This is a genomic window from Azospira sp. I13, assembly GCF_003112695.1.
Classification (GTDB): domain Bacteria; phylum Pseudomonadota; class Gammaproteobacteria; order Burkholderiales; family Rhodocyclaceae; genus Azospira.
The window spans coordinates 42987-65981 of record NZ_BFBP01000014.1 but is presented as its reverse complement, the minus strand read 5'-3'; the positions used below and the strand labels follow the sequence as shown (position 1 = coordinate 65981).

21 protein-coding genes are annotated in these 22995 nt (G+C 64.3%); 9 read left to right on the top strand and 12 right to left on the bottom strand.

Annotation, left to right across the window (positions count from 1 at the left end):
• Window positions 1–95: 95 nt before the first annotated feature.
• The 6 genes from AZSI13_RS14245 to AZSI13_RS14220 all read right to left on the bottom strand — a co-directional run bounded on the left by AZSI13_RS14245 (window position 96) and on the right by AZSI13_RS14220 (window position 6210).
• The gene (locus AZSI13_RS14245; protein ID WP_109041848.1) at window positions 96–695 is read right to left on the bottom strand and encodes a membrane integrity-associated transporter subunit PqiC; all 600 of its coding nucleotides are present in this window, start codon (window positions 693–695) and stop codon (window positions 96–98) included.
• A 2-nt stretch (window positions 696–697) separates the two neighbouring features.
• Window positions 698–2269 carry an intermembrane transport protein PqiB gene (locus tag AZSI13_RS14240; protein WP_109041847.1) on the bottom strand — a complete coding sequence of 524 codons (1572 nt, stop codon included), beginning with the start codon at window positions 2267–2269 and terminating at the stop codon, window positions 698–700.
• Window positions 2262–2921, bottom strand: coding sequence for a paraquat-inducible protein A (locus AZSI13_RS14235; protein ID WP_109041846.1), 660 nt, complete (start codon window positions 2919–2921; stop codon window positions 2262–2264). Before AZSI13_RS14235 ends, AZSI13_RS14240 begins: the two co-directional genes overlap by 8 nt.
• Window positions 2918–3592: a paraquat-inducible protein A gene (locus tag AZSI13_RS14230; RefSeq protein ID WP_109041845.1), complete on the bottom strand. Its 675-nt coding sequence runs from the start codon at window positions 3590–3592 to the stop codon at window positions 2918–2920. Before AZSI13_RS14230 ends, AZSI13_RS14235 begins: the two co-directional genes overlap by 4 nt.
• Before the next feature lie 165 nt (window positions 3593–3757).
• Entirely contained in the window at window positions 3758–5728 is a 1971-nt protein-coding gene (locus AZSI13_RS14225; RefSeq protein WP_109041844.1) for an acetoacetate--CoA ligase, read from the bottom strand.
• A gap of 71 nt (window positions 5729–5799) precedes the next feature.
• Window positions 5800–6210 (bottom strand): thioesterase family protein, encoded by a 411-nt coding sequence (locus AZSI13_RS14220; RefSeq protein ID WP_109041843.1) that lies wholly within the window; start codon window positions 6208–6210, stop codon window positions 5800–5802.
• A 134-nt stretch (window positions 6211–6344) separates the two neighbouring features.
• Here AZSI13_RS14220 and AZSI13_RS14215 point away from each other — a divergent pair, with 134 nt between their 5' ends.
• From AZSI13_RS14215 to AZSI13_RS14200, 4 genes are all read left to right on the top strand, one after another.
• The gene (locus AZSI13_RS14215) at window positions 6345–7991 is read left to right on the top strand and encodes an electron transfer flavoprotein-ubiquinone oxidoreductase (RefSeq protein WP_109041842.1); all 1647 of its coding nucleotides are present in this window, start codon (window positions 6345–6347) and stop codon (window positions 7989–7991) included.
• 60 nt (window positions 7992–8051) lie between these two features.
• Entirely contained in the window at window positions 8052–8756 is a 705-nt protein-coding gene (locus AZSI13_RS14210) for a hypothetical protein (protein ID WP_109041841.1), read from the top strand.
• Window positions 8757–8917: 161 nt separating this feature from the next.
• Window positions 8918–10195, top strand: a complete 1278-nt coding sequence (locus AZSI13_RS14205) for a carbohydrate porin (protein ID WP_201262399.1) — start codon at window positions 8918–8920, stop codon at window positions 10193–10195.
• A 185-nt stretch (window positions 10196–10380) separates the two neighbouring features.
• Window positions 10381–12795, top strand: coding sequence for an EAL domain-containing protein (locus AZSI13_RS14200; RefSeq protein WP_109041839.1), 2415 nt, complete (start codon window positions 10381–10383; stop codon window positions 12793–12795).
• 63 nt (window positions 12796–12858) lie between these two features.
• On the opposite strand, the gene AZSI13_RS14195 is transcribed toward AZSI13_RS14200, so the two are convergent.
• The 4 genes from AZSI13_RS14195 to AZSI13_RS14180 are packed head-to-tail and all read right to left on the bottom strand — an operon-like array spanning window position 12859 to window position 17055.
• A complete protein-coding gene (locus tag AZSI13_RS14195) occupies window positions 12859–14652 on the bottom strand; it encodes an acyl-CoA dehydrogenase (protein WP_109041838.1) in 1794 nt (597 codons plus the stop codon).
• A gap of 37 nt (window positions 14653–14689) precedes the next feature.
• The gene (locus AZSI13_RS14190) at window positions 14690–15355 is read right to left on the bottom strand and encodes an energy-coupling factor ABC transporter permease (RefSeq protein WP_109041837.1); all 666 of its coding nucleotides are present in this window, start codon (window positions 15353–15355) and stop codon (window positions 14690–14692) included.
• Window positions 15356–15376: 21 nt separating this feature from the next.
• Complete coding sequence (locus AZSI13_RS14185; protein WP_109041836.1) at window positions 15377–16306, bottom strand: electron transfer flavoprotein subunit alpha/FixB family protein; 930 nt, start codon at window positions 16304–16306, stop codon at window positions 15377–15379.
• The gene (locus AZSI13_RS14180) at window positions 16306–17055 is read right to left on the bottom strand and encodes an electron transfer flavoprotein subunit beta/FixA family protein (protein WP_109041835.1); all 750 of its coding nucleotides are present in this window, start codon (window positions 17053–17055) and stop codon (window positions 16306–16308) included. Before AZSI13_RS14180 ends, AZSI13_RS14185 begins: the two co-directional genes overlap by 1 nt.
• Before the next feature lie 190 nt (window positions 17056–17245).
• On the opposite strand from AZSI13_RS14180, the gene AZSI13_RS14175 reads away from it, so the two are divergent.
• Entirely contained in the window at window positions 17246–17845 is a 600-nt protein-coding gene (locus AZSI13_RS14175) for a TetR/AcrR family transcriptional regulator (RefSeq protein ID WP_109041834.1), read from the top strand.
• 3 nt (window positions 17846–17848) lie between these two features.
• On the opposite strand, the gene AZSI13_RS14170 is transcribed toward AZSI13_RS14175, so the two are convergent.
• Window positions 17849–18526, bottom strand: a complete 678-nt coding sequence (locus AZSI13_RS14170) for an ABC transporter ATP-binding protein (protein ID WP_109041833.1) — start codon at window positions 18524–18526, stop codon at window positions 17849–17851.
• Here AZSI13_RS14170 and AZSI13_RS14165 point away from each other — a divergent pair.
• Window positions 18525–19163 carry an arylesterase gene (locus AZSI13_RS14165; protein ID WP_109041832.1) on the top strand — a complete coding sequence of 213 codons (639 nt, stop codon included), beginning with the start codon at window positions 18525–18527 and terminating at the stop codon, window positions 19161–19163. The genes AZSI13_RS14170 and AZSI13_RS14165 overlap by 2 nt on opposite strands.
• Here AZSI13_RS14165 and selD read toward each other — a convergent pair.
• Window positions 19150–20190 carry a selenide, water dikinase SelD gene (gene selD / locus AZSI13_RS14160; RefSeq protein ID WP_109041831.1) on the bottom strand — a complete coding sequence of 347 codons (1041 nt, stop codon included), beginning with the start codon at window positions 20188–20190 and terminating at the stop codon, window positions 19150–19152. The genes AZSI13_RS14165 and selD overlap by 14 nt on opposite strands.
• An 89-nt stretch (window positions 20191–20279) precedes the next feature.
• Between selD and mnmH the strand changes: the two genes are divergently transcribed.
• The 3 genes from mnmH (at window position 20280) to AZSI13_RS14145 (ending at window position 22927) form a co-directional block, all read left to right on the top strand.
• Window positions 20280–21335 (top strand): tRNA 2-selenouridine(34) synthase MnmH, encoded by a 1056-nt coding sequence (gene mnmH / locus AZSI13_RS14155; protein ID WP_109041830.1) that lies wholly within the window; start codon window positions 20280–20282, stop codon window positions 21333–21335.
• Window positions 21336–21384: 49 nt separating this feature from the next.
• Window positions 21385–21927 carry a hydrolase gene (locus tag AZSI13_RS14150; protein ID WP_109041829.1) on the top strand — a complete coding sequence of 181 codons (543 nt, stop codon included), beginning with the start codon at window positions 21385–21387 and terminating at the stop codon, window positions 21925–21927.
• 217 nt (window positions 21928–22144) lie between these two features.
• Complete coding sequence (locus AZSI13_RS14145) at window positions 22145–22927, top strand: 3-hydroxybutyrate dehydrogenase (protein WP_109041828.1); 783 nt, start codon at window positions 22145–22147, stop codon at window positions 22925–22927.
• Window positions 22928–22995 lie beyond the last annotated feature (68 nt).

Here is a 22995-nt window from a genome sequence, read left to right as displayed (position 1 = left end):
GTTGTTCCTGTCTTAGGCCGGACAACGATCCATTCCCGCAACGCTTCCCGTTTTCTCTCATCCCCGTATTTGCAGCCGTTATGGGGCTGTTGCCCCTATCGGCTTTGGGGCGCTGCCGGCGCCTGCTGGCGGATAGCCGCGGCGATTTCGCTGCTGGCCCGGCCCAGGGCCCGGCGTTGTGCCGCTACCGCGGCAGGGAAGGATGGCTCCTCCAGCTTTTCGTGGATCTGGCTGCGGCCTCGAATTTCCTTGCCTTCCCGGGGCTGGAGTACCCATAGCATGTCCAGGTCAACACCGTTACCCGGCTGGGCCTCCAGGCGTTGTACGTGCAGGGTCAGGCGAAAATCGGCATCGAAGAGGGGGGCGCCGGCCGGTAGGGCGGCAACCTGGGCGGATGCCAGGGCGCGCCCCAGGTCCGCGGCCATGGCCCGGGGAATGCCGACCCGCAGGGGCTCTGCCCAGCGCTGCTGTTCGCTGAAGGTGATCTGGTTCTGGGAGCCCCGCAGCACCAGTTGGGGGCGGTCCAGCAGTTCCGGCAGGGTGGCGGTGAGCAGCAGCACGCTGGGGTGGGCGTTGGGGCCGGGGGCCGTCGTGCCGTCATCCAGGATGTAATGCTGGGCCTTCGGCGTGGTGCCGCAGGCGCCGAGGAGCAGCGCCGCGAACAGGGCGGATAGCACGCGCAGGAAATGGGGCATGGTCAGTCTTCCTTTTTACCTTTGAGCAGGGCCTCGGGTTGCCGTTCGAGCAAATCGGCCAGGTTGCGCACGGAGCTGGCCGCCCGGCCGACTTCCCGCAGGGTGTCGCGCATTTCCTGCTGCATGGGGCTGTCGGCGGCCAGCACCTTGTTGGCTTGCTCCAGGGTCTTTCTCGCATCCTTCAGGGTGGTGGAGAACTCCGGGGCGATCTCCTGATCCAGGTGGGAGATCAGCTTGTCGGCGTGTTGCAGCGTGGTTTGCAGGGTCGAGGCGATGGTCATAAGCTGGTCCTGGAGGGAGTCCAGGCTGCCGGGCTGGGTCGGCAGGTAAGGCGCCGGCTTGGCCCAGACCATCTGGGCCGCCTGTGCCTTGGGGAAGTAGTCCAGGGCCACATAGCGTTGTCCGCTGATCAGGCTGTTGGTCCGCAGCTGGGCGCGGAAGCCGCGGGCTACCATGTCGTTGAGCATGGCGCGGGTTTGCTGTTCGCTGGGCGGGCTCGTCGCCGCTTCCCCCTTCTGCCGGGAGAAGCGGCCGGGGTAGAGCAGTGCCTCGACGATCATCGGGTGCTCGTGGTGGGCTTTGTCGTACTCCATGCGGATGCTCGACACCTCGCCCACGGTGATGCCGCGGAAATCCAGGGGGGCGCCAGGGAGCAGCCCGCGTACGGATTCGTGGAAAACCAGCAGGTATTTCTGATAGTTGCTGTCGGGCTGGCGCTGGGCGGCGGCCTGGTCCGGATGCAGGGTGAAATTCGAGGCAGCCTGGGCTGGCGGCTGCGGGGTTTCCGAGGCCTCCTCCGGCGAGGAGAAGGCGATCCCCCCCATCACCAGGCTGACTACGGATTGCATGCTGACCTTGATGCCTTCCGATCCCATGCCCACGTCGATGCCGCTGGCGTGCCAGAAGCGAGAATCGCTGGTGACGAAGCGGTCATAGGGGGCATCGACGAAAATCTTGATGTCCACGCCCTTGCCGTCCTTCATCATGGAATAGCCGATGACCCGGCCTACCTGGATGCGCCGGAAGAACACGGGTGAGCCGATATCCAGGGAACCCAGGGTGTCGCTGCTGAGGCGGAACTGGCGCCCCCGGGTGTCGCTGGTGATGGCGGGGGGCTCTTCCAGACCGACGAATTCGCGGCTCTCTTCGTCCGAACGGCCGGGATCAACAGCGATATAGACGCCGGACAACAGCGTCGCCAGCCCGGAAATGCCGCCCACCGTGACCCGGGGTCGCACCACCCAGAAGCGGCTGTCTTCCGAGAGCAGGTTCTTGGCATTGCTATGGACCTGGATTTTTACCAGCACGGCGCTGCGATCTTCGCTGAGCACCACCTGGCGGACGGTGCCGATGTTGACGTCCTTATACTTGAGGCGGGTCTTGTTGGCTTCGAGCCCTTCCGCCTTGGAGAATTGCAGGGTGATTTCCGGCCCCCGCTCCAGCAGTGCCTTGACCCCGAGAAAGAGGCTGAGACCTACCGCCAGCAGAGGGATGATCCACACCAGGGTGGGTAACCGGCGTGGCTTGGCCACCTTGACCTGGGCCTGTTCGGGATTTTCTTGGTTTTCAAGCATGGGGGGATTCCTGGGTAATTCTTTCCGCTGCGCGATCCCAGATCAGGCGGGGATCGAAGGCCATGGTGGCCAGCATGCTGAGTACGACGACGGCGCCGAAGGCGACTACTCCCGCGCCCGGGGAAATGCTGGCCAGGGATTGAACCTGGACCAGGGCCACCAGCAGGGTGACCACATAGACATCGAGCATGGACCAGCGGCCGATCAGTTCCAGCAGGCGGTAGAGCCGTGCTCGCCCGAGGGGATTGCGGGTGGAGCCTCGCTTCACGGTCCATAGCAGATAGGTCAGGGAGAGCAGCTTGACCAGGGGGAGCACGATGCTGGCGCTGAAGACGATGAGGGCCAGCAGCCAGGAGCCGGATTGCCAGAGAAAGATGATGCCACTGAGGATGGTGTCTTCGTCCGTGCCGAAGGGCGAGTGGGTTTCCATGATGGGCAGGAGATTGGCTGGCAGATAGAGCAGGTAGGCGGCGATCAGCAAGGCCCAGGTGCGATTGATGCTGTCGGGCTTGCGCAGGTGCAGGGGGCTGCGGCAGCGGGCACAGCGCGGCTTGGCCCGGGTCGGCGTCTGGGCCGGAGGCAAGGGGCTCATCTGCCCGCACACCTCGCAGAGGGCTAGGCCGCAACGGGCAGCGCTTTGCCGGGTAGTCATGGCTCCATTGCCTCGGCGGGAGTAGCCCGGGCGTCTTCCCAGGCGTGCCACAGGGTATAGGGATCAAGCAGGGAGGCGAGGCCCGCCAGTAGCAGCATCAGGCAGCCGAAGCACCAGATGGCCGGGCCGGGCAGGACGTCGGCTAGGTGCGAGAGTTTCACCAGGGACACCAGCACGCCGAGAATGAACACCTCCACCATGGCCCAGGGGTGAGCCATCTGGAAGGCCCGGAAAACCGGCGCAAACCCCGGCGGACGTACGCCGCGCCAGAGGGGAATGACCAGCCAGAGGATGGCGCCCAATTCCACGCTGGGCATCATGACGGTGGTGACGAAAACCAGCCCGCTAAGCACTTCCCTTTCTTCCTGCCAGAGCTTGTCGATGGCCCCGAATACGGTGGTCTCGATATAGGTGCCCTGGATGTTGAGACCGACGATGGGGAAGGCATAGGCCGTCAGCAGCATGATCACGGCCGCGCAGGACAAGGCCAGGAGCTTTTCCAGGCGGTCATTGTAGAAGCTGTAGAGGCGGGCACCGCAGCGCGGGCATTGAGCACGGCTACGTGGCTGGATGAGGGGAACAGGTTGTAGCAGCAGATCGCACTCCGGGCAGGCGATCAGGGCGGTAGGGGGCGATTCGGGGGCGAAGGCAGGGAGCGGTTCTGAGTGCATGACTGGGCGGTTTTCAGCAATGCGGCGTTTCCTGCCAGGATTCCGGTGCGTTCAACAAGAGGAAAGGAAGCCCGCTGATCGCGGGCTTCCAGGGGGGCAAGGCGAAATCATCACCTTACGGGGAGATACTAGCGCATCTCCCCATGACGGGTGGAAGGTTTGGGATTAATCCGCCAGCTCGGGGCGATCCCGGAACTCCTCCAGGGCCTCAGGATTGGCCAGGGCCTCGACGTTTTTCACCGGCCGCTGGTGCACCACGTTGCGTACCGCCAGTTCCACGATCTTGCCGCTCTTGGTGCGGGGAATGTCCTGCACCTGCACCACCTTGGCCGGCACGTGGCGTGGCGTGGTGTTGCGGCGGATCTGCTCCTTGATGCGGGCGATCAGGGCATCGTCCATGGAGAGGCCTTCCCGCAGTTTGACGAAGAGCACCACACGCACGTCGTCGTACTTGCCCGGCGGCCAGTCCTGGCCGATGACCAGGGATTCCACCACTTCCTCCAGCTGTTCCACCTGGCGGTAGATTTCCGCCGTGCCGATGCGCACGCCCCCCGGGTTGAGGGTGGCATCCGAGCGGCCGTAGATGACCATGCCGTTGTGTTCGGTCAGTTCGGCGAAGTCACCGTGGCACCAGACGTTGGGGAAGCGCTCGAAGTAGGCGGCGTGGTACTTGGCCCCGTCGGGGTCGTTCCAGAAACCCACGGGCATCACCGGGAAGGGCTTGGTGCATACCAGTTCGCCCTTTTGCCGGCGCACCGGGTTGCCGTCGTCGTCGAACACCTCCACCGCCATGCCCAGACCCCGGCACTGGATTTCGCCACGGTAGACGGGCAGGGTGGGGGCGCCTAAGACGAAGCAGGAAATGATGTCGGTGCCGCCGGAAATGGAGGCCAGCTGCAGTTCCGGCTTGATGTCCCGGTACACGTAGTCGAAGCCTTCCGGGCTCAGGGGGCTGCCGGTGGAGAAGAGGGCGCGCAGGGCTTGCAGCTGGTGAGTCTCCCGGGGCTTGAGGCCCATCTTGGCGGCGGCATCGATGAATTTGGCCGAGGTGCCGAAGTGGGTCATGGCTTCCGCATCGGCGTAGTCAAAGAGAACCTTGCCCTGATCAGCAAAGGGGCTGCCGTCGTAGAGCAGCAGGGTGGCGCCGGAGGCCAGGCCCGAGACCAGCCAGTTCCACATCATCCAGCCGCAGGTGGTGAAGTAGAAGACCCGGTCGCCGGGCTTCACGTCGCCCTGCAGCTGGTGTTCCTTGAGGTGCTGCAGCACGGCGCCGCCGTGGCAATGGACGATGCACTTGGGCACGCCGGTGGTGCCCGAGGAATACATGATGAAGAGGGGATGGCTGAAAGGCAGGCGGGCAAAGGCCGGCGCCGTGGCGGAGAAGGGCGCCAGGGCGGCATCCCAGGCCACGGCCTTGGGGATGGCGCCGATGTCGGGCGTGACCGCCAGGTAGGGCACCACCACCACCTTTTCCAGGCTGGGCAGCTGGGCGGCGGCCTCGGCGTTCTTGGTGAGGCAATCCACGGGCTTGCCGTTGTACCAGTAGCCGTCTACGCAGATGAGGACCTTGGGGCCGATCTGGCCGAAGCGGTCCAGCACGCCCTGGACGCCGAAGTCCGGCGAGGCGGAGGACCAGATGGCGCCCAGGGAGGCGGCAGCCAGCATGGCGATCAGGGTTTCCGGCAGGTTGGGCAGGTAGCCCGCCACCCGGTCCCCGGGCTGCACGCCAGCGTCCTGGAGGAACTGCTGGAAGCGGGAAACCTGGGCTCGCAGCTGGTCCCGGGAGAGGCGGCGCTTGACCTTGTCCTCGCCCCAGAAGACCAGGGCGTCCTCCGGGCCGTCAAAGCGCAGCAGGTTTTCCGCGTAGTTGAGGCGGCCTTGCGGGAACCAGCGGGCACCGGGCATTTTGTCGCCGTCTTCGAGGACGGTGCTGCCCTTGTCACCGACCACACCGCAGAAGTCCCACAGCAGGGACCAGAAGTCGGCGGGCTGATCCACAGACCATTGCCAGAGGGCATCGTAATCGTTGAGGGGAGCGGCGGCCGCCTGGCTGGCGGCGGCCATGAAGCAGGTGAGGTTGGCGGCGGCCACCCGTTCGGGGCCGGGCCGCCACAGCAGATCGTGGGCGGTGTTCATCTTGTCTCCATCATTTTTATGGGGAGACGGAGGTACGTTGCCCCCGCCCCCGGGTAACGCGTGCTGCCGGCTTACAAACCTTCCAGGCTGGCCCGGAGGCTTTCCGGGATGGGAGCGGATTTGCCGCTGCCGGTGTCGATCCACACCACCTTGGATTCTCCGGTGGCGTACAAGGTATCATCGCCCACCAACCGCAATTCGTAGTGGGTGGGGATGGAGGACCGGCCGGGATGTCCGGCAAAGAGCTTCACCTCCACGGTGCCTGGGTAGGTGAGGGGGGCCAGGAAGGTACAGGAGGCATTGACGATGACCGGGCCTTCGCCCACCGGGCCGACGGTGTAGCCGAGCTGCTCGAGCCACTCGCAGCGGGCCTGCTCCATGTAGCGGAAATAGACGGTGTTATTGACGTGCCCGTAGGCATCCATGTCGCCCCAGCGGATGGGCTGAAGGCTGGTTAAAATGAGCTTACGCTTTGTCTCCATGGTAATTTCTTCTGTGGTTTGTGGTTGAAAAGGCCATTGATACCCTACCATACGTTAGCGTATAGTATTTGCAAATTTTGGCGGGGTTCAACCCCATGAAATCCCTATAACAACAAGGTGAATGGAGCGAGGACATGCAACGCGAATCCATGGAATATGATGTGCTGATCGTCGGTGGTGGCCCGGCTGGTCTGGCCGCCGCAATCCGTCTGAAGCAGCTGGCCGCCGAAAAGGGGCAGGACATGGGGGTTTGTCTGATCGAAAAGGGCGCCGAAATCGGCGCCCATATTCTGTCCGGCGCCGTCATGGACCCCAAGGCCCTGACCGAGTTGATTCCCGACTGGAAGGAGCAGGGCGCTCCCCTCAATGCGCCGGTGTCGGAAGACCGTTTCTTCATCCTTTCCGAAGACGGCGGCTGGAAGGTCCCCAACAGCCTGTTGCCCGGCTGTTTCCACAACGAAGGCAACTACGTCATTTCCCTCGGCAACGTCTGCCGTTGGCTGGGCCAGCAGGCTGAGAACCTGGGGGTGGAAATCTACCCGGGCTTCGCCGGTGCCGAAGTGCTCTACAACGAAGACGGCTCCGTCAAGGGCGTGGCCACCGGCGACATGGGCCGCCTCAAGGACGGCAGCGAAGGCCCTGCCTTCCAGCTGGGCATGGAGCTGCATGCCAAGTACACCCTCTTCGCCGAAGGCTGTCGCGGCCACCTGGGCAAGCAGATCCAGGCCAAATTCAACCTGGCGTCCGACGCTGATCCCCAGGTTTACGGCATCGGTATCAAGGAACTGTGGGAGATCAAGCCTGAGAAGCACCAGACCGGCCTGGTGGTGCACACCGGCGGCTGGCCCATGGACAACGACACCTACGGCGGCGGCTTCCTCTACCACATGGAGGACAACTTGGTTTCCGTCGGTTTCGTGGTGGGCCTGGGTTATGACAATCCCCATCTCTCTCCTTACGAAGAGATGCAGCGTTTCAAGACCCATCCCAAGATTCGCGAATTCCTCGAAGGCGGCAAGCGTGTCTCCTACGGCGCCCGGGCCATCACCGCCGGCGGCCTGCAGTCCCTGCCCAAGCTGACTTTCCCGGGCGGCGTGCTGATTGGCGACGATGCCGGCTTCCTCAACGCCTCCCGCATCAAGGGCTCCCACTGCGCCATCAAGAGCGGCTCCCTGGCTGCGGAAGCCTGTTTCGAGGCCCTGGCCGCCGAGCGTAGCTACGACGAACTGACGGCCTACCCGGAGAAGTTCCAGGCTTCGTGGCTTTACGACGAGCTGTACAAGGCCCGCAACTTCAAGCCCTGGATGAGCAAGGGCCTGCACCTGGGCGGTTTCATGTTCGGCGTGGATCAGAAGCTCTTCGGCGGCAAGGCGCCTTGGACTCTGCACCATAGCGGTCCGGACCACACCAAGCTGAAGAAGGCCAAGGACTGCACCCCCATCGCCTATCCCAAGCCCGATGGCGTGCTGACCTTCGACCGGCTGTCTTCCGTCTTCCTCTCCAATACCAATCACGAGGAAGACGAGCCCTGCCACCTGACCCTGAAGGATGCTTCCGTACCCATCCGGGTGAATCTGGCCGAGTACGATGCTCCCGAGCAGCGTTATTGCCCGGCCGGCGTGTATGAAATCCTGCGGGAGGCGGATGGTTCCAATCCCCGCCTGCAGATCAACGCCCAGAACTGTGTGCATTGCAAAACCTGCGACATCAAGGACCCGACCCAGAACATCAACTGGGTGGTGCCCCAGGGGGGCGAAGGGCCGACCTACCCCAACATGTAATTCGGTCGTAATCACTGCCCCCCATACTGCGCCGTCCTCCGTGACGGCGCTTTTCATTTCATGACCAGCCGCATTCTTCTCTTACTCTTCAGCCTTCTCGGCTTGCTGCCGCCCCTGGCCCATGGCGCCCGGCCCTTCGTCACCGACGATGCCCGGCTGACCACGGCCGGCAGTTGCCAGTTGGAAAGCTGGACCCGCCTCTATCCCCAAAGCCGGGAGCTGTGGCTGCTGCCGGCCTGCAACCCCGGCGGCAACCTGGAAATCACCGCCGGTATGGGGGCGGCCCGGGGGGACGGCCAGAGCCGCAGCAACGATTACGTGCTGCAGGCCAAAACCCTGTTCAAGGCCCTCGAAACCAATGACTGGGGCTGGGGGCTGGCGGTGGGGCAGGTTTCCCATCCTTCCATCAATCCAGGCCCCAACCTGCTGGGGAATACCTACGCCTATGTGCCAGTTTCCATCTCCTTTCTCGATGATCGCCTGGTGCTGCACGGTAACCTGGGCTGGCTGCGAGACAAGGCCAGCCGCCAGCACCGGCTGACCTGGGGCATGGGCGGTGAGCTGGCCATCAACGCGCGCAGCAGCATCATCGCCGAGATGTTCGGCGATGACCGGGAGCGTCCTCTGTGGCAGACCGGCATCCGCTTCTTTGTCGTTCCCGAGCGGGTCCAGGTGGATGCCACCGTGGGTCGCCAGGTGGATGGCGGGCGGGATGGCCAGTGGTTTTCCATCGGCCTGCGGCTGACCCCGGCCCGGATGTTCTGAGCCCGAATAGATGAGGTGTCATCCGTACGTAACGAAAACGCAATACAATCCGCCCCTTTTGGCCGTTCCGGCCATTGATCGGCGAGATTGGCATGGTTTGCAAACGTATCTGGGCAATGCTCCTGTTGGGGCTCGGGGCACCTTGCTGGGCCCACGGGGCGATGGCGGATGCTGCCCTGCTGCCGGAACAGGAGAGCTGGACGGCCCGTTTCCAGACCACCTATGTCTGGCAGCACAAGCCCAGCTTCAACGCTGCCTATAGCGGCCCCAACAGCCTGCCGACAGCGGCGGAGAACAGCTACACCTTCACGGCCACTGCCCACCTGGGCTTTCGCCCGTGGGAGAACGGGGAGCTGTACTTCAACCCGGAAATGACCCAGGGCGTGCCCTTCGGCAACCTCACCGGTATCGGCGGTTTCTACAACGGCGAAATCACCCGTACCGCCGGCACCTCGCCCAAGATCTACCGCCAGCGCCTCTTCCTGCGCCAGACCTGGAACCTGGGGGGGGAGCGGGAAAAGGTGGAGGCCGACCTCAACCAGATGGCCGGCCTGGTGGACAAGAACCGGGTGGTGCTCACCGCCGGCAATTTTTCCACCCTGGATGTCTTCGACGACAACGCCTACGCCAAGGACCCCCGCACCCAGTTCATGAACTGGGGCAACATGACCCATGCTGCCTATGACTACGCGGCCGATGCCCGGGGTTTCGGCTGGGGCTTCGCCCTGGAATGGTATCGGGAGGATGGCTGGGTCTTTCGCCTGGGCCGCATGACCGGCCCCCGGGAGCCCAACATGCTGCCGGTGGACCGGGCCATCGGCAAACACTATGGCGACCAGGTGGAAGTGGAGCGGCCCCACGAGCTCTTCGGCCAGCCCGGCAAGGTACGGGTGCTGGCCTGGCGCAACCGGGCCAACCTGGCCCGTTACCAGGACGCCCTGGACTATCTGCGGGCCCATCCGGGGGGCGATCCCCAGACCTTCTTCCAGGTGCGCAACGGCGAGAAGATCAAGTACGGCCTGGGCATCAACGTGGAACAGGCCATCAATGAGGATCTGGGTGCCTTCCTGAGGGCCATGCAGGCCGATGGCCGCACCGAGACCTATGCCTTTACCGAGGCTGATGGCTCCTTTTCCACCGGCCTGGCCCTCAAGGGTTCCCGCTGGGGCCGAGCCCAGGATACGGTGGGTCTGGCCTGGCTGCGCAATACGCTCTCCCGGGAGCGGCGCCAGTTTCTCGAGGCTGGCGGCATTTCCTTCTTCATCGGTGATGGCCGTCTCAACTATCGTCCGGAGGCCATTACCGAGGCCTATTACAGCCTGGGCCTGGGCGGCAACACCAGCATCACCCTGGATTACCAGCATTACCGCAACCCGGCCTACAACGCCGACCGGGGCCCGGTGAATGTGTTCGGCCTGCGCCTGCACGGCGAGTTCTAGCGAGATCCTGGGCAACGGGATTGGGGAAGCAGTCCCCGTGCCGGTGCGGCAAATGCACTATGTTGGGGAGTCAATGGGACATGCTTGCTCCCTGCACCAATCTGGGGGCTGTTTTCAGCCTGGGCAGGGCCTGGTCCGAGGCTTGCTAAGCATGGGTATTACCTTCGTCGATACCCGCTCCCGCCATGTGCCTGTTCCTCAAATATGATGGTCCCTATGTTCCCGCCCTGTGGCCCAGTCTGGGCGGGCGCCAGGTGGAGCGCCACGTGTGGCGCTTCGATGCGCCCGACAGTGCCGGCCTGGATCGCCTGGTGGAGGCCATTGCGGCTGAAACCAACCGGGAAACCCTGAAGGAAACCCTGGCCCTGTTCTGTAGTGCAGAGGAGGAGGGGGCGGGCCTGGTGGGCGCCCTGCAGATGGCCCTGCCATTCAACACCCTCTATGCCCGGCGGCTCCACGCCTGGATGCTGGGGGATCTGCGGCCCTATGTGCGGATGCACTTTCAGCCCCTGGTGGATATGACCCAGGATGGTCAGGTCTTCGCCCTGGAGGCCCTCTGCCGCCTGGAAAATCCCCAGGGGCGCCTGCTTACCGGCGGTGAAGCCTTCCAGCTGGCAGAGCAGCTGGGCCGGGAGGCAGACCTGGACCTGGAATGCCAGTTCATGGCCCTGGAGGCCAAGGCGGCCCGTATTCCCCCGGGCACGCCCCTTTTCCTCAACGTCCTGCCGCAAAACCTGCTGCATCGCCAGTGGTCCCAGCGCGTGGTCGAGCACCTCAATCGCCTAGGAATCGACCGACGCGAGGTGGTCATCGAGGTGGTGGAGTCGGAGCGGGTAGACCCCAATGTGCTCGCCGACAGCTGCGAGGCCCTGCGGGCCCTGGGCTTTCGCATCGCCCTGGATGACATGGGGGCTGGCTTCAACGGTCTCTCCACCCTGGCAGCGGTACGGGCCGATTTCATCAAGGTGGACCGCAGCATCGTGCATGGTGCCCAAGGCAGTCGGGTGCGCTCCGTCCTGCTGGAGGCCATCGTTTCCATGGCCCAGCGCCTGGGGGCTACGGTCATCGCCGAGGGGCTGGAGCGTTCGGAGGATGTGAATTTCGTGCGGGACATGGGCATCAGCTATGCCCAGGGTTTCTACTTCGCCCAGCCCCAGGTGGCCACGGCGCCCCAGGTAGCGCCCCTGCCGCGCCAGGATGAGGCCTGCCGCAGCCGTCCGCGGGACCGCTTCCAACTGACCGACCTGATGGACCCGTGGCAGTCCATTGACCTGCGCAGCTCGGTGGATGAAGCCCGCCAGGTCTTCGCCCAGTCTCCCAGCCTGCCCTTGGCCATCGTCACCGACGACGGCCAGCCCATCGGCCTGGTGCGCCGGGGGCGGGTGCTTTCGGCCGCAGCCCGCAGCCTGGGCAAGCTGTGCGAGCCGGTGGCGCGCAATCTGCCCCATCGGCTGACCACACCGGCGCTGGCCCGCATTCTCTATCACGACCGTAAGGATTCAGACCCCTGGGTGGTGACCTCCAACGAGGGCCAGTACCTGGGGGTGATCCATCCCATGACCCTGATCGCGCAGATGCTGGCCCGGCGGGAAAACGGCAGCAACCTGCACCCACTCTCCCACCTGCCCACTGGCCCCAGCCTGCGCCATACCCTGGAATCACGCCTGGGGGAGAAGCAGGGGGGCTGCCTGGTGTATATCGACCTGGACCACTTCAAGGCCTACAACGATCGCTACGGCTTCATCCGCGGCGATGCCATGATCCGCACCCTGGCCGAGTTGCTGCGTCACACTTTTGTCGGCCGCCCCGAATGCCTGCTGGGCCATATCGGCGGCGACGACTTCATCCTCATCCTGGAAAACATGACTTCGGCACTGGTGGATGAGCTGCTTTCCATCATGGCGCAGTTCCAGGCCCTGGCTGCCCACCTCTATGACCACGAGGACATCGCCCGGGGCCACTTCCTCACCGAGGACGGTCTCGCCCATCCCATCGCCAGCATTTCCGTGGCCGTGGTCAATGCCAGCACCGGTCGTCTGGCCAATGCGGTGTCGGCAGCGGAACGGGCTGCGGCCCTGAAGAAGGTGGGCAAGGTGGAGCAGGGCAGCGTCATCGTCGTGGAAGGCCTGCCGCCGTCCCTCATCAAGCAGCAAGGCAACCATGGCCTGGGCCAGTGGAAGGAGAATGCCATTGCCGCCCTGGCCGATTTCATCGCCGCGCCCCGCAGCCGCGACCCCCACGCCCTGGATGCCTGGTTCCGTAGCTATCCCTTCTTCGAAATGGTTTTCGAGCTGGATGGCGCCGGCATTCAGCGTTATCCGAACTGGATCAACCCCGATATGTACGGCCGCATCAAGGCGGGCGGTGTGGGCGTGGACCGCAGCGAGCAGACCTACTACGGCCACGTGGCCGATGGGGGCCAGCCCTATGTCTCGGAGATTTATCTTTCCTCCGCCACGGAGGATTTCTGTATCACCCTGGCCGTGCCCTTATGTCAGGGCAGCGTCATCGACGGAGTGCTGGTGGCGGACATCAACATCAGTTCCATGGCCAGCCTGACCCGGCGCTTCCACCTGGATCACGAGGCCCGGGCGGCCTGATCCCGGCGGCAGAAAGGAAAACGGGCCCCGCAGGGCCCGTTTTGGGTGGCAACGGTTTGTTGCTTAGAACAGCTCTTCGGCCAGTGCCAGGGTGCCGACGGAACCATCAACGATGGATTCGGCCAGGCCTTGGGCCTGGGTCAGCTGGTGGTCGGCGTAGAAGCGGGCAGTGACGATCTTGGCGCCATAGAACGGGTCGCTGTCGCCACCGGCGATCTTGGCCTGGGCCACCAGGGCGGCACGGGCCATCTGCCAGCCGCCGGCAACGATGCCCAGCAGACGCAGGAAGGGCACGGAACCAGCGTGGGCACCCTTGATGTCCTCCTTGAAGGTGGCGACGATCCAGTTGGCGGCCTGTTCCAGGGCAGCGATGCCGGCGGTGAGGCGCTTGCGGATGGCGAGGAAGTCGGCACCGCTCTGCTCGGCCAGCTGGCCATCCAGCTTGCGCATTTCGGCGATCACGGCCTTGATGGTGGCGCCGCCTTCGCGGGCCATCTTGCGGCCGATCAGGTCGTTGGCCTGGATGGCGGTGGTGCCTTCGTAGATGGCGGTGATACGGGCATCGCGCAGATGCTGGGCAGCGCCGGTTTCCTCGATGAAGCCCATGCCGCCGTGCACCTGCACGCCTTGGGAGGCCACTTCGATGGACATCTCGGTGCTGTGGCCCTTGACCACGGGAATCATCAGGTCGGCGAAGGCCTGGTTGGCCGCGCGGGTGGCTTCGTCCGGGTGATGCTTGGCGGCATCCAGGGCAGCCGCTACCACGTAGGCCAGGGCCCGGGCAGCTTCGGTCTGGGCGCGCATGCTCATGAGCAGGCGGCGCACGTCCGGGTGCTTGAGGATGGAGACCTTGGGGCCACCCTTGACGCCCAGTTCAGTACCCTGGATGCGGTCCTTGGCGTACCACACAGCCTGCTGGTAAGCGCGCTCGGCCAGAGCAACACCTTCCATGCCGACGGCGAAACGGGCGGCGTTCATCATGATGAACATGTATTCCAGGCCGCGGTTCTCTTCGCCTACCAGGTAGCCAACGGCGCCGCCGTGGTCGCCAAAAGCAAGAACGGCGGTGGGGCTGGCGTGGATGCCCAGCTTGTGTTCGATGGAGACGCAGTAGGCGTCGTTGCGCTCGCCCAGGGAACCGTCGTCCTTGACCATGAACTTGGGCACGACGAACAGGGAGATACCCTTCACCCCTTCCGGTGCGTTCGGCAGGCGTGCCAGCACCAGATGGATGATGTTGTCGGTCATGTTGTGTTCGCCGTAGGTGATGAAGATCTTCTGGCCGAAGATCTTGTAGGTGCCATCACCCTGGGGTTCGGCGCGGGTGCGCACGGCGGCCAGGTCGGAGCCGGCATTGGGCTCGGTCAGGTTCATGGTGCCGGTCCATTCGCCGCTCACCATCTTGGGCAGGTACTTCTGCTTCAGCTCGTCGGAGCCGGCGGTCATCAGGGCTTCGATAGCACCGGTGGTGAGCATGGGGCAGAGGGAGAAGGCCATGTTGGCCGACTTCCACATTTCATTGACGGCGGTGGAAATCAGCTTGGGCAGGCCCTGGCCGCCGTATTCGGGGGAACAGGCCAGTGCGGTCCAGCCGTTCTCGGCGAACTGGGTATAGGCTTCCTTGAAGCCGGCGGGCACGGTGACGTTCTTGTCATGCCACTTGGCACCTTCCTGGTCACCGCTGAAATTGATGGGGGAAAGGACGTTGCCGGCAAACTTGGAGGCTTCCTCCAGAATGGCGTCGGACAGGTCGATATCTGCTTCTTCATAGCCGGGCAGTTGAACAACCTGCTCCAGGCCGGCCAGCTCTTTCATGACGAAGTGCATGTCACGCAGGGGGGCATTGTATTGGCTCATTCGCGCTTTCTCCTTTGATTAATGGTTGTGCTTGCTTTTACTTCTTGGCGAGATAAATCGTGTCGTCAAAGGTAGCAATCCATTGGGGGCGATAAACCACCAGGATGGTGACGACCATTCCGGCCAGCCAGGCTTCGGAAAAGCCCAGCAGCAGGAAGTAGGGCAGGTATTCTTCGAGCAGCTTGTCCAGCGGGTAGGCGCCGCCTGCCACAAGCAGCAAGGTGGCGGCGAGTCCGGTGCCGAGAATGGTCAGGGCCGAACCGAAAAAGCCATTGGCGAAGATATACACGAAGGGGTTCTTGCTCAGCCGCTTCTGGTTGAAGCGGTAGATGCCGTGGGCCATGAGGACCGGCAGGCCGGCCATGAGCAGGGCATTGAGGCCGAAACTTTCCCAGCCGGCAGCACCGTTGAGCGTGATGCCGGAAAGCACCAGGGACAGCCCCAGAAAGGCCAGCCAAGGGCCGAATTCGAGGGTAAACACCATGGCACCGAGCAGATGCAGGTTAAGGCCGGGGAGAACCCCGGCCTTGATGCTCCACAGCAGGGTCAGGACAACGATGGTGCCCAGCCAGACGTTGGACTGGGTGTTGTCGGCCAGCCGCTGCCAGGGCGCCCGCACCGCCGCGCCGAGCATGGCCACTGCAAACAGCCCCCAGCCTAGCCAGAGCCAGGTGGAATCAAGGAGGCTGTCCGGCAGGTTCATGCCCGGCTCCGGCGGTTTTCCTTAGACCGCAGCGGCGAGTTGGGGCACGACCTCGAAAAGGTCAGCCACCAGGCCGTAGTCGGCCACCTGGAAGATGGGGGCTTCCGGATCCTTGTTGATCGCCACGATCACCTTGGAATCCTTCATGCCGGCCAAGTGCTGGATGGCACCGGAGATGCCGACAGCGATGTACAGCTGGGGGGCGACGATCTTGCCGGTCTGGCCCACCTGGTAATCGTTGGGCACGAAGCCGGCATCCACGGCTGCGCGGGAAGCACCCAGGGCGGCATTTAGCTTGTCGGCCAGGGGTTCCAGCAGGGCCTTGTAATTCTCGCCATTGCCCAGGCCACGGCCACCGGAAACGATGATCTTGGCAGCGGTCAGCTCGGGGCGTTCGCTCTTGGTCAGCTCGCGGGAAACCAGCTTGGTATTGCCCAGGTCGGCAGCGGCGGCGATGGCTTCTACGGCGGCAGAACCGCCTTCGGCGACGGGCTCAAAGCCGGTGGTGCGCACGGTGATGACCTTCACGGCATCGGTGGATTGCACGGTGGCCAGAGCGTTGCCGGCGTAGATGGGGCGCACGAAGGTGTCGGAGGATTCGACCCCGACGATGTCGGAGATCTGGGCTACGTCCAGCAGGGCGGCCACGCGGGGAGCGTAGTTCTTGCCGCTGGTGGTGGCGGGGGCGACGATGTGGCTGTAGCCGGCAGCGTTGGCGACGATCAGGGCAGCCAGGTTTTCGGCGGTCTGGTCGGCGTAGTAGGCAGCGTCAGCTACCTTCACCTTGGTCACACCGGCCAGCTTGGCTGCGTCGGCGGCAGCATTGGCGCAGCCAGCACCAGCTACCAGCACGTGGATTTCGCCACCGATCTTGGCAGCGGCGGCAACGGCGTTCTTGGTCGCGGCCTTGAGGGATTGATTGTCGTGTTCGGCGATGACGAGAATAGTCATTAGATCACCTTTGCTTCGTTCTTCAGCTTGTTCACCAGATCGGCCACATCGGCCACCTTCACACCAGCCTGGCGCTTGGCGGGCTCGGCCACCTTCAGGGTCTTCAGGCGGGGAGCCACATCAACGCCCAGGTCTTCCGGCTTGACGGTGTCCAGGGGCTTCTTCTTGGCCTTCATGATGTTGGGCAGGGTGGCGTAGCGCGGCTCGTTGAGGCGCAGGTCGGTGGTCACCACGGCCGGCAGGGAGAGTTCCAGGGTTTCCAGGCCGCCATCCACTTCGCGGGTGACGGTGGCCTTGCCGCCGGCAATGGCGACCTTGGAGGCGAAGGTGGCCTGGGGCCAGCCTTGCAGGGCGGCGAACATCTGGCCGGTCTGGTTGGCATCGTCGTCGATGGCCTGCTTGCCGAAGATCACCACCTGGGGCTGTTCCTTGTCGGCCACAGCCTTGATCAGCTTGGCCACGGCCAGGGGCTGCAGGTCAGCATCGGTTTCGATGAGGATGCCACGGTCGGCGCCGATGGCCATGGCGGTGCGCAGGGTTTCCTGGCAACCAGCCACACCGGCGGAAACCACGATCACTTCAGTGGCCACACCGGCTTCCTTCAGGCGAACAGCCTCTTCAACGGCGATTTCGTCGAAGGGGTTCATGGACATTTTGACATTGGCCAGGTCAACGCCGGTGCCGTCGCTCTTGACGCGAACCTTGACGTTGTAGTCGACCACGCGCTTTACGGGTACCAGGACTTTCAATGTATCCTCCTTGGGATCGTACGAACTGATTAATCTAGTATCCTACTCCGCCCACCCCCCTTTGGGGACGGCTCCGCACCTGCGGCCGGGAGTTTGACAGCCCCGGGGTGGAACCGCAGAATAGGCCCATACTCGCTGGTATGGATCAGCATACGGTAGCGTACGGAAAAACCCTTGTCAACGGCCCGAGATGAAACAGGAAAAAACAACAAAAGTCCGCACCCAGCTTGATCGTGGCGACTGGATCGAGGCCGCCATCGACGTCCTTGCCGACCAGGGAACGGACGGTCTGCGGGTGGAGGTCCTGGCCAAGAATTTCGGGGTGACCAAGGGCAGCTTCTACTGGCATTTCAAGGATCGCAACGATCTCCTCATGGCCGTCCTCAACACCTGGAAGGAAGGCCGCATCAAGGACATCATCAAGCAGACCACGGCGCTGCCCGGCAAGGAACAGGTGCAGATCTACCACGTGATCCAGGTCTATACCCTGGCTCGCAACCGCAAGGGCATTCCCATCGAACTGGCCGTGCGCGACTGGGCCCGCCGGGATGCACAGGCGGCAGCCATCGTCGAAGAGGTGGATACCTGGCGCCTGGAATGCACCCGCAAGCTCTTTGTTGCCTGCGGCCTGTCGGAGAAGGAGGCCAAGAGCCGCAGCCTGCTGCTCTACGCCTATGTGTTCGGCCAGAGCCTGATGAGCTACCAGCACTTCGACCCGGATTTGGATGCCCTGCGGGACTGGATCGCCGACTGCATCGCCGGCGCCAGCAAGCTACCCTCCGGGGCTTAGGCCTCAGCCGGGCGTCAGGCGTCCATCCTGCATGCGCAGGCGCCGCCCGCAGCGGGCGGCAATCTCGTCGTCGTGGGTGACCAGCACCAGGGTGGTGCCCTGGTCCGCATTCAAGGCGAACATCAGGTCGATGATCTGGTGGCCGGTGGCCCCATCCAGATTTCCCGTCGGTTCATCCGCCAGTACCAGCTTGGGTTCCAGGGCAAAAGCCCGGGCCAGGGCGACCCGCTGCTGCTCGCCGCCGGAGAGGTGCTTGGGGTAATGGCGCAGGCGCTGGCTCAAGCCGACCCGCTCCAGCCATTGCCGGGCCTTGGGGCCAGCCTCCTTGATGCCGGCTAGCTCCATGGGCAGCATGACGTTTTCTTCGGCCGTGAGGGAAGGCAACAGCTGGAACGACTGAAAGACGAAGCCGAGCATGCGACCGCGCAGGCGGGCCCGGGCATCTTCATCCAGCTGATTGAGGTCTTCGCCATCGAGGCGCACCGTGCCGCTGCTGGGGCTGTCCAGGCCGGCCAGCAAGCCCAGCAGGGTGGATTTTCCGGAGCCGGAGGCGCCGACGATGGCTACGGTTTCCCCCGCACTCACGGTGAAACCGATATCGTGCAAAATCGTCAGGGGCGCGTCTCCATTGCTAACGGTCTTGGTCAGCGCCACCACTTCCACCAACGGATGCTCAACCATGCGGTTTCATTCCCTCATACGATTTTCTGCCCTATCAGGGCTGTTTCTGCTACTGGCCTTATTTTCGTTGCCAGGGGCCCGGGCGGCAGGGATCATCCTGGTTTACGGCGATTCCCTCTCGGCGGGCTACGGTATTCGCCAGGAGGCAGCCTGGCCGGCCCTGTTGCAGGCACGGCTGCAGGAAAAGCGCCTTGATTATAGCGTCGTCAATGCCAGCATCTCCGGCGAGACCACGGCGGGCGGCCGTTCCCGCCTGGAGGCGGCCCTGAGCAAGCACCAGCCGGCCGTGCTGGTATTGGTGCTGGGCGCCAACGACGGCCTGCGGGGCCTGTCTCTGGGGGTAATGCGGGACAACCTCAAGGCCATGGTAGCGGCGGCCCGGCGGCAAAAGGCCCGGGTGTTGCTGGTGGGCATGCGCCTGCCACCCAACTTCGGACCCTATGCGGAGGAATTCCACCGCAGTTTTGGTGAAGTGGCCCGGCAGGAGAAGTTGGCCTATGTGGATTTCCTGCTGGACGGGGTGGCGGACAAGCCCCAACTCTTCCAGGCCGACAACCTCCACCCCCTGGCCGAGGCCCAGCCCCGGCTGCTGGATAACGTCTGGAAGGGGCTGTCGCCCCTGCTCAGCGCACGCTGACCTTGGCCTCGCCCGTGGCTAGGCTGCCGATCACCGCAGCTTCGCCAAAGCCCGCCTGACGGAAGGTGGTCAGCACGGCTTCCGCCGCCTCCGGGGCGCAACTTACCAGCAGGCCGCCGGAGGTCTGGGGGTCGGTGATGAATTTCTGCTGCCATTCCCCCAGCCCTGTGCCCAGTTCCACATCCTGACCGTAGCCGGCCCAGTTGCGGGTGGAGGCGCCGGTGGCAATGCCCGCCTGTACATGGGTGACAGCCTCGGCAATGGCGGGCAGGGCCGCAAAGTTAACTTCGGCGGCAAGCTGGGAACCACGGCAGATTTCCAGCAGATGGCCGGCCAGGCCGAAGCCGGTGACATCGGTCATGGCATGCACTGCCGGCAGTTCCGCCAGTTGGGTGCCGACCCGGTTGAGCTGGGTGGTGAAACGGATCATCTGGGCGTAGCCGTCGGCAGAGAGCTTGCCCTTCTTCAAGGCGGCGGAAAGGATGCCCACGCCCAGGGGCTTGCCCAGGATCAGCAGATCGCCGGCCCGGGCGGCATTGTTCTTTTTCACCTTGTCCGGATGCACCAGGCCCAGGGCCACCAGGCCGTAGATGGGTTCTAGCACGTCGATGGAATGGCCGCCGGCGATGGGGATGCCGGCCTCGGCGCAGACCGAGGCGCCGCCGGCCAGGATGCGTTCGATCACCGGCAGGGGCAGCTTGTCCAGGGGCATGCCCACCAGGGCCAGCGCCAGGATGGGCGTGCCGCCCATGGCGTAGATGTCGGATATGGCGTTGGTGGCGGCGATACGGCCGAAATCGTGGGGGTCATCCACGATGGGTGTGAAGAAGTCGGTGGTGGCCACCAGGGCCTGGCTGTCGTTGAGCTTATAGACCGCCGCATCGTCGGAGGATTCGGTGCCCACCAGCAACTGGGGCGGGATGAGGGCGGCCGGGGTGGCAGCGAGGATCTGGGAGAGCACGGCCGGGGCAATCTTGCAGCCGCAGCCGCCGCCGTGGGAAAAGGAAGTGAGCTTGATATCGTCCATGGCTTTGCCGCCGCAGGGGCGGGAAAAAGAGGGAGGGCAGGGAAGGGCGCTAGAATGGCGCCTCTTTGCGAAAATTGCCACCCCCGACCATGAAACAGTCCGGCCTTGCCAGCGTCGCCCAACTGGCGGAATACGATGAGATCATCGATGTCCGCACTCCCGCCGAATTTGCCGAGGACCATGTGCCCGGGGCCATCAACTGCCCGGTGCTGTCCAACGAGGAGCGGATCACCGTCGGCACCCTGTACAAGCAGGTTTCCCCTTTCGAGGCCAAGAAGGTGGGGGCGGCCCTGATTTCCATCAACATCGCCCGCCACCTGCAGGAGCGCTTCCATGACCGGCCCAAGGAATGGCGCCCTCTCATCTATTGCTGGCGCGGTGGCCAGCGCAGCGGCGCGATGCAGATCATCTTCCGCCAGATCGGCTGGAAGGCGGACAAGCTGGACGGGGGCTACAAGGCCTTCCGCCAGCACGTCATGGAACAGATCGACGCCCTGGCGCCCCGCTTTTCCTACCGCGTCATCTGCGGCGCCACCGGCAGCGGCAAGACCCGCATCCTCCAGGCCCTGGCCCGACAGGGCGCCCAGGTGCTGGATCTGGAAACCCTGGCGGCCCACAAGGGGTCGGTCCTCGGGGTCCTGCCCGGGGAGCCCCAGCCGGCCCAGAAGGGCTTCGAGACCCAGCTGTGGCAGGCCCTGGCCGGCTTTGAAGCGGCCCATCCCGTCTTTGTCGAGGCCGAGAGCCGCAAGATTGGCCGCCTGCATCTGCCGGATAGCCTGCTGCTGGCCATTCGGGGCGGTGAGTGCCTGGAAGTGGCGGCCACCCAGGAAGCCCGGGTGGCCTTTCTGCTGCGGGATTACGACTACTTTCTGAATGATCCGGCCTGGCTGATCGAACGCCTGGAAAGCCTGAAGGCCTTGCAAGGACGGGAAAACGTTGCCCATTGGCAGGCGCTGGCGCAGCAGGGGGATTGGGCCACCCTGGTGCAGGCATTGCTGGAAAAGCACTACGATCCCCACTATCACCGCTCCCAGGGGCAGAACTACCAGGGCCGTCGCCCCCATTCCCCGTTCCTGACGGACGATCTGAGTGATGCGGCCATCCTCCGGCTGGCGCAGCGGCTGCGCTCGGCCGCCGGGGCGTGATAGGCTGGTCGGCCGCGTCATCCCTTCCATCGCAACCTGCGGAGACCCTATGCTGATCAAGGCCGACCAATCCCTGTTGCTGGTGATCGATATCCAGGAACGCCTGGCACCCGCCATCCACGACACTGCGGCGGTGACCGCCCACAATCTGTGGCTGGTGGAAGTGGCCCGTCGCCTGACCGTACCGGTACTGGCCACGGTGCAGTACCCCAAGGGGCTGGGGCCCCTGGTGCCGGCCCTGGCGGACAAACTGGCGCCGGAAGAAGTCGTTGAGAAGATCCACTTTTCCGCCGTGGCCGATGGCTGCCTGGAGAACGAACCGGCGTTTGCCCGCCGCCAGGTGGTGATTACCGGCACCGAAACCCATGTCTGCGTCTTGCAGACGGCCCTGGACCTGCTGGGTCGTGGCAAGGAGGTTTTCGTTGTCGCCGAGGCTGTCGGTTCGCGCCGCCCGGAAGATAAGGCCCTGGCCCTGGAGCGCTTGCGCCAGGCGGGTTGCGTCATTGTCTCCCGGGAGATGGTGGCCTTTGAGTGGCTGCACCGGGCTGGTACCGATTTGTTCCGGGCCGTTAGCCGGGAATTCATCCGCTAACCTTGCCCTGGCAGGCGCACCAGATGGCGATCCGCAAGATGTCTGCCTGGAGAGGCTGTAAAGACGCCCGTTTCCCGGCCATCAGCCCCAGCGTCCTTACCTGGCGCGCCTTGCCGCCAGGTGTGATGCGAATGGGTTGCCATGGCCTGATTTAGCTGAATCGACTGAATCGGCTGAAATTCGGCCCTGATCCTGATTTCCCCTGAAGGAGATGTCCATGCTCAACGGAAAAGTCGCCCTCGTCACCGGCTCCACCTCCGGCATCGGCCTGGCCGTAGCCCGGGCCCTGGCCCGCTCCGGTGCGGCCGTCATGCTCAACGGCTCCCGCCCGGCCGCCGAGGCAGAAGATTTGCGGGCATCGCTGGCGGCCGAGTTCGGGGTGCCGGTGGCCTATACCTCCGCCGACCTGGCCGACCCGGCCTCGGTGCGCGCCCTGGTGGCGGCCACCAAGGAACAGCTGGGTGGGGTGGATATTCTGGTGAACAACGCCGGTATCCAACATGTGGCGCCGGTGGATCAGTTTCCCGAAGAAAAGTGGGATCAACTCATTGCCATCAACCTCTCCTCCGTCTTCCATGCCACCAAGGCCGTGCTGCCGGGCATGAAGGCGCGCAACTGGGGACGTATCGTCAATATCGCCTCGGCCCATGGCCTGGTGGCCTCGCCCTTCAAGGCGCCTTACACGGCCAGCAAGCATGCGGTGGTGGGGCTATCCAAGGCGGTGGCCCTGGAGGTGGCGGAGACCGGCATCACCTGTAACGCCGTCTGCCCTGGCTATGTGCGCACGCCCCTGGTGGAAAAGCAGGTGGCGGCTCAGGCCCAGGTGCACCAGCTGCCGGAAGAGCAGGTGATTCGCGATGTCATCCTGGCGGCCCAGCCCAACAAGCGCTTCCTGGAGGCCGACGACCTGGCGGCGTTCGTTCTCTTTCTCTGCTCTCCGGCCGGCGCCGGCATGACCGGGGCGGCCTTGCCCATGGATGGCGCCTGGACGGCCCGCTGAGACCGGGCCGGGCGGGGAGGGCGAGGCGGCGGTTTTGTCCGGGCTCGCCCTTATTTGCCCGGATACCC

What these genes read in the sequence shown, in the direction of transcription:
- AZSI13_RS14215 (WP_109041842.1), top strand. Translation starts at nt 6,345, where the DNA reads ATGCAACGCGAATCCATGGAATATGATGTGCTGATCGTCGGTGGTGGC.
- AZSI13_RS14185 (WP_109041836.1), bottom strand. Translation starts at nt 16,306, where the DNA reads ATGACTATTCTCGTCATCGCCGAACACGACAATCAATCCCTCAAGGCC.
- mnmH (WP_109041830.1), top strand. Translation starts at nt 20,280, where the DNA reads ATGAAACAGTCCGGCCTTGCCAGCGTCGCCCAACTGGCGGAATACGAT.
- AZSI13_RS14225 (WP_109041844.1), bottom strand. Translation starts at nt 5,728, where the DNA reads ATGAACACCGCCCACGATCTGCTGTGGCGGCCCGGCCCCGAACGGGTG.
- AZSI13_RS14170 (WP_109041833.1), bottom strand. Translation starts at nt 18,526, where the DNA reads ATGGTTGAGCATCCGTTGGTGGAAGTGGTGGCGCTGACCAAGACCGTT.
- AZSI13_RS14240 (WP_109041847.1), bottom strand. Translation starts at nt 2,269, where the DNA reads ATGCTTGAAAACCAAGAAAATCCCGAACAGGCCCAGGTCAAGGTGGCC.
- AZSI13_RS14200 (WP_109041839.1), top strand. Translation starts at nt 10,381, where the DNA reads ATGTGCCTGTTCCTCAAATATGATGGTCCCTATGTTCCCGCCCTGTGG.
- AZSI13_RS14145 (WP_109041828.1), top strand. Translation starts at nt 22,145, where the DNA reads ATGCTCAACGGAAAAGTCGCCCTCGTCACCGGCTCCACCTCCGGCATC.
- AZSI13_RS14195 (WP_109041838.1), bottom strand. Translation starts at nt 14,652, where the DNA reads ATGAGCCAATACAATGCCCCCCTGCGTGACATGCACTTCGTCATGAAA.
- AZSI13_RS14230 (WP_109041845.1), bottom strand. Translation starts at nt 3,592, where the DNA reads ATGCACTCAGAACCGCTCCCTGCCTTCGCCCCCGAATCGCCCCCTACC.
- selD (WP_109041831.1), bottom strand. Translation starts at nt 20,190, where the DNA reads ATGGACGATATCAAGCTCACTTCCTTTTCCCACGGCGGCGGCTGCGGC.
- AZSI13_RS14245 (WP_109041848.1), bottom strand. Translation starts at nt 695, where the DNA reads ATGCCCCATTTCCTGCGCGTGCTATCCGCCCTGTTCGCGGCGCTGCTC.
- AZSI13_RS14235 (WP_109041846.1), bottom strand. Translation starts at nt 2,921, where the DNA reads ATGACTACCCGGCAAAGCGCTGCCCGTTGCGGCCTAGCCCTCTGCGAG.
- AZSI13_RS14165 (WP_109041832.1), top strand. Translation starts at nt 18,525, where the DNA reads ATGCGGTTTCATTCCCTCATACGATTTTCTGCCCTATCAGGGCTGTTT.
- AZSI13_RS14220 (WP_109041843.1), bottom strand. Translation starts at nt 6,210, where the DNA reads ATGGAGACAAAGCGTAAGCTCATTTTAACCAGCCTTCAGCCCATCCGC.
- AZSI13_RS14210 (WP_109041841.1), top strand. Translation starts at nt 8,052, where the DNA reads ATGACCAGCCGCATTCTTCTCTTACTCTTCAGCCTTCTCGGCTTGCTG.
- AZSI13_RS14190 (WP_109041837.1), bottom strand. Translation starts at nt 15,355, where the DNA reads ATGAACCTGCCGGACAGCCTCCTTGATTCCACCTGGCTCTGGCTAGGC.
- AZSI13_RS14205 (WP_201262399.1), top strand. Translation starts at nt 8,918, where the DNA reads ATGGCGGATGCTGCCCTGCTGCCGGAACAGGAGAGCTGGACGGCCCGT.
- AZSI13_RS14175 (WP_109041834.1), top strand. Translation starts at nt 17,246, where the DNA reads ATGAAACAGGAAAAAACAACAAAAGTCCGCACCCAGCTTGATCGTGGC.
- AZSI13_RS14150 (WP_109041829.1), top strand. Translation starts at nt 21,385, where the DNA reads ATGCTGATCAAGGCCGACCAATCCCTGTTGCTGGTGATCGATATCCAG.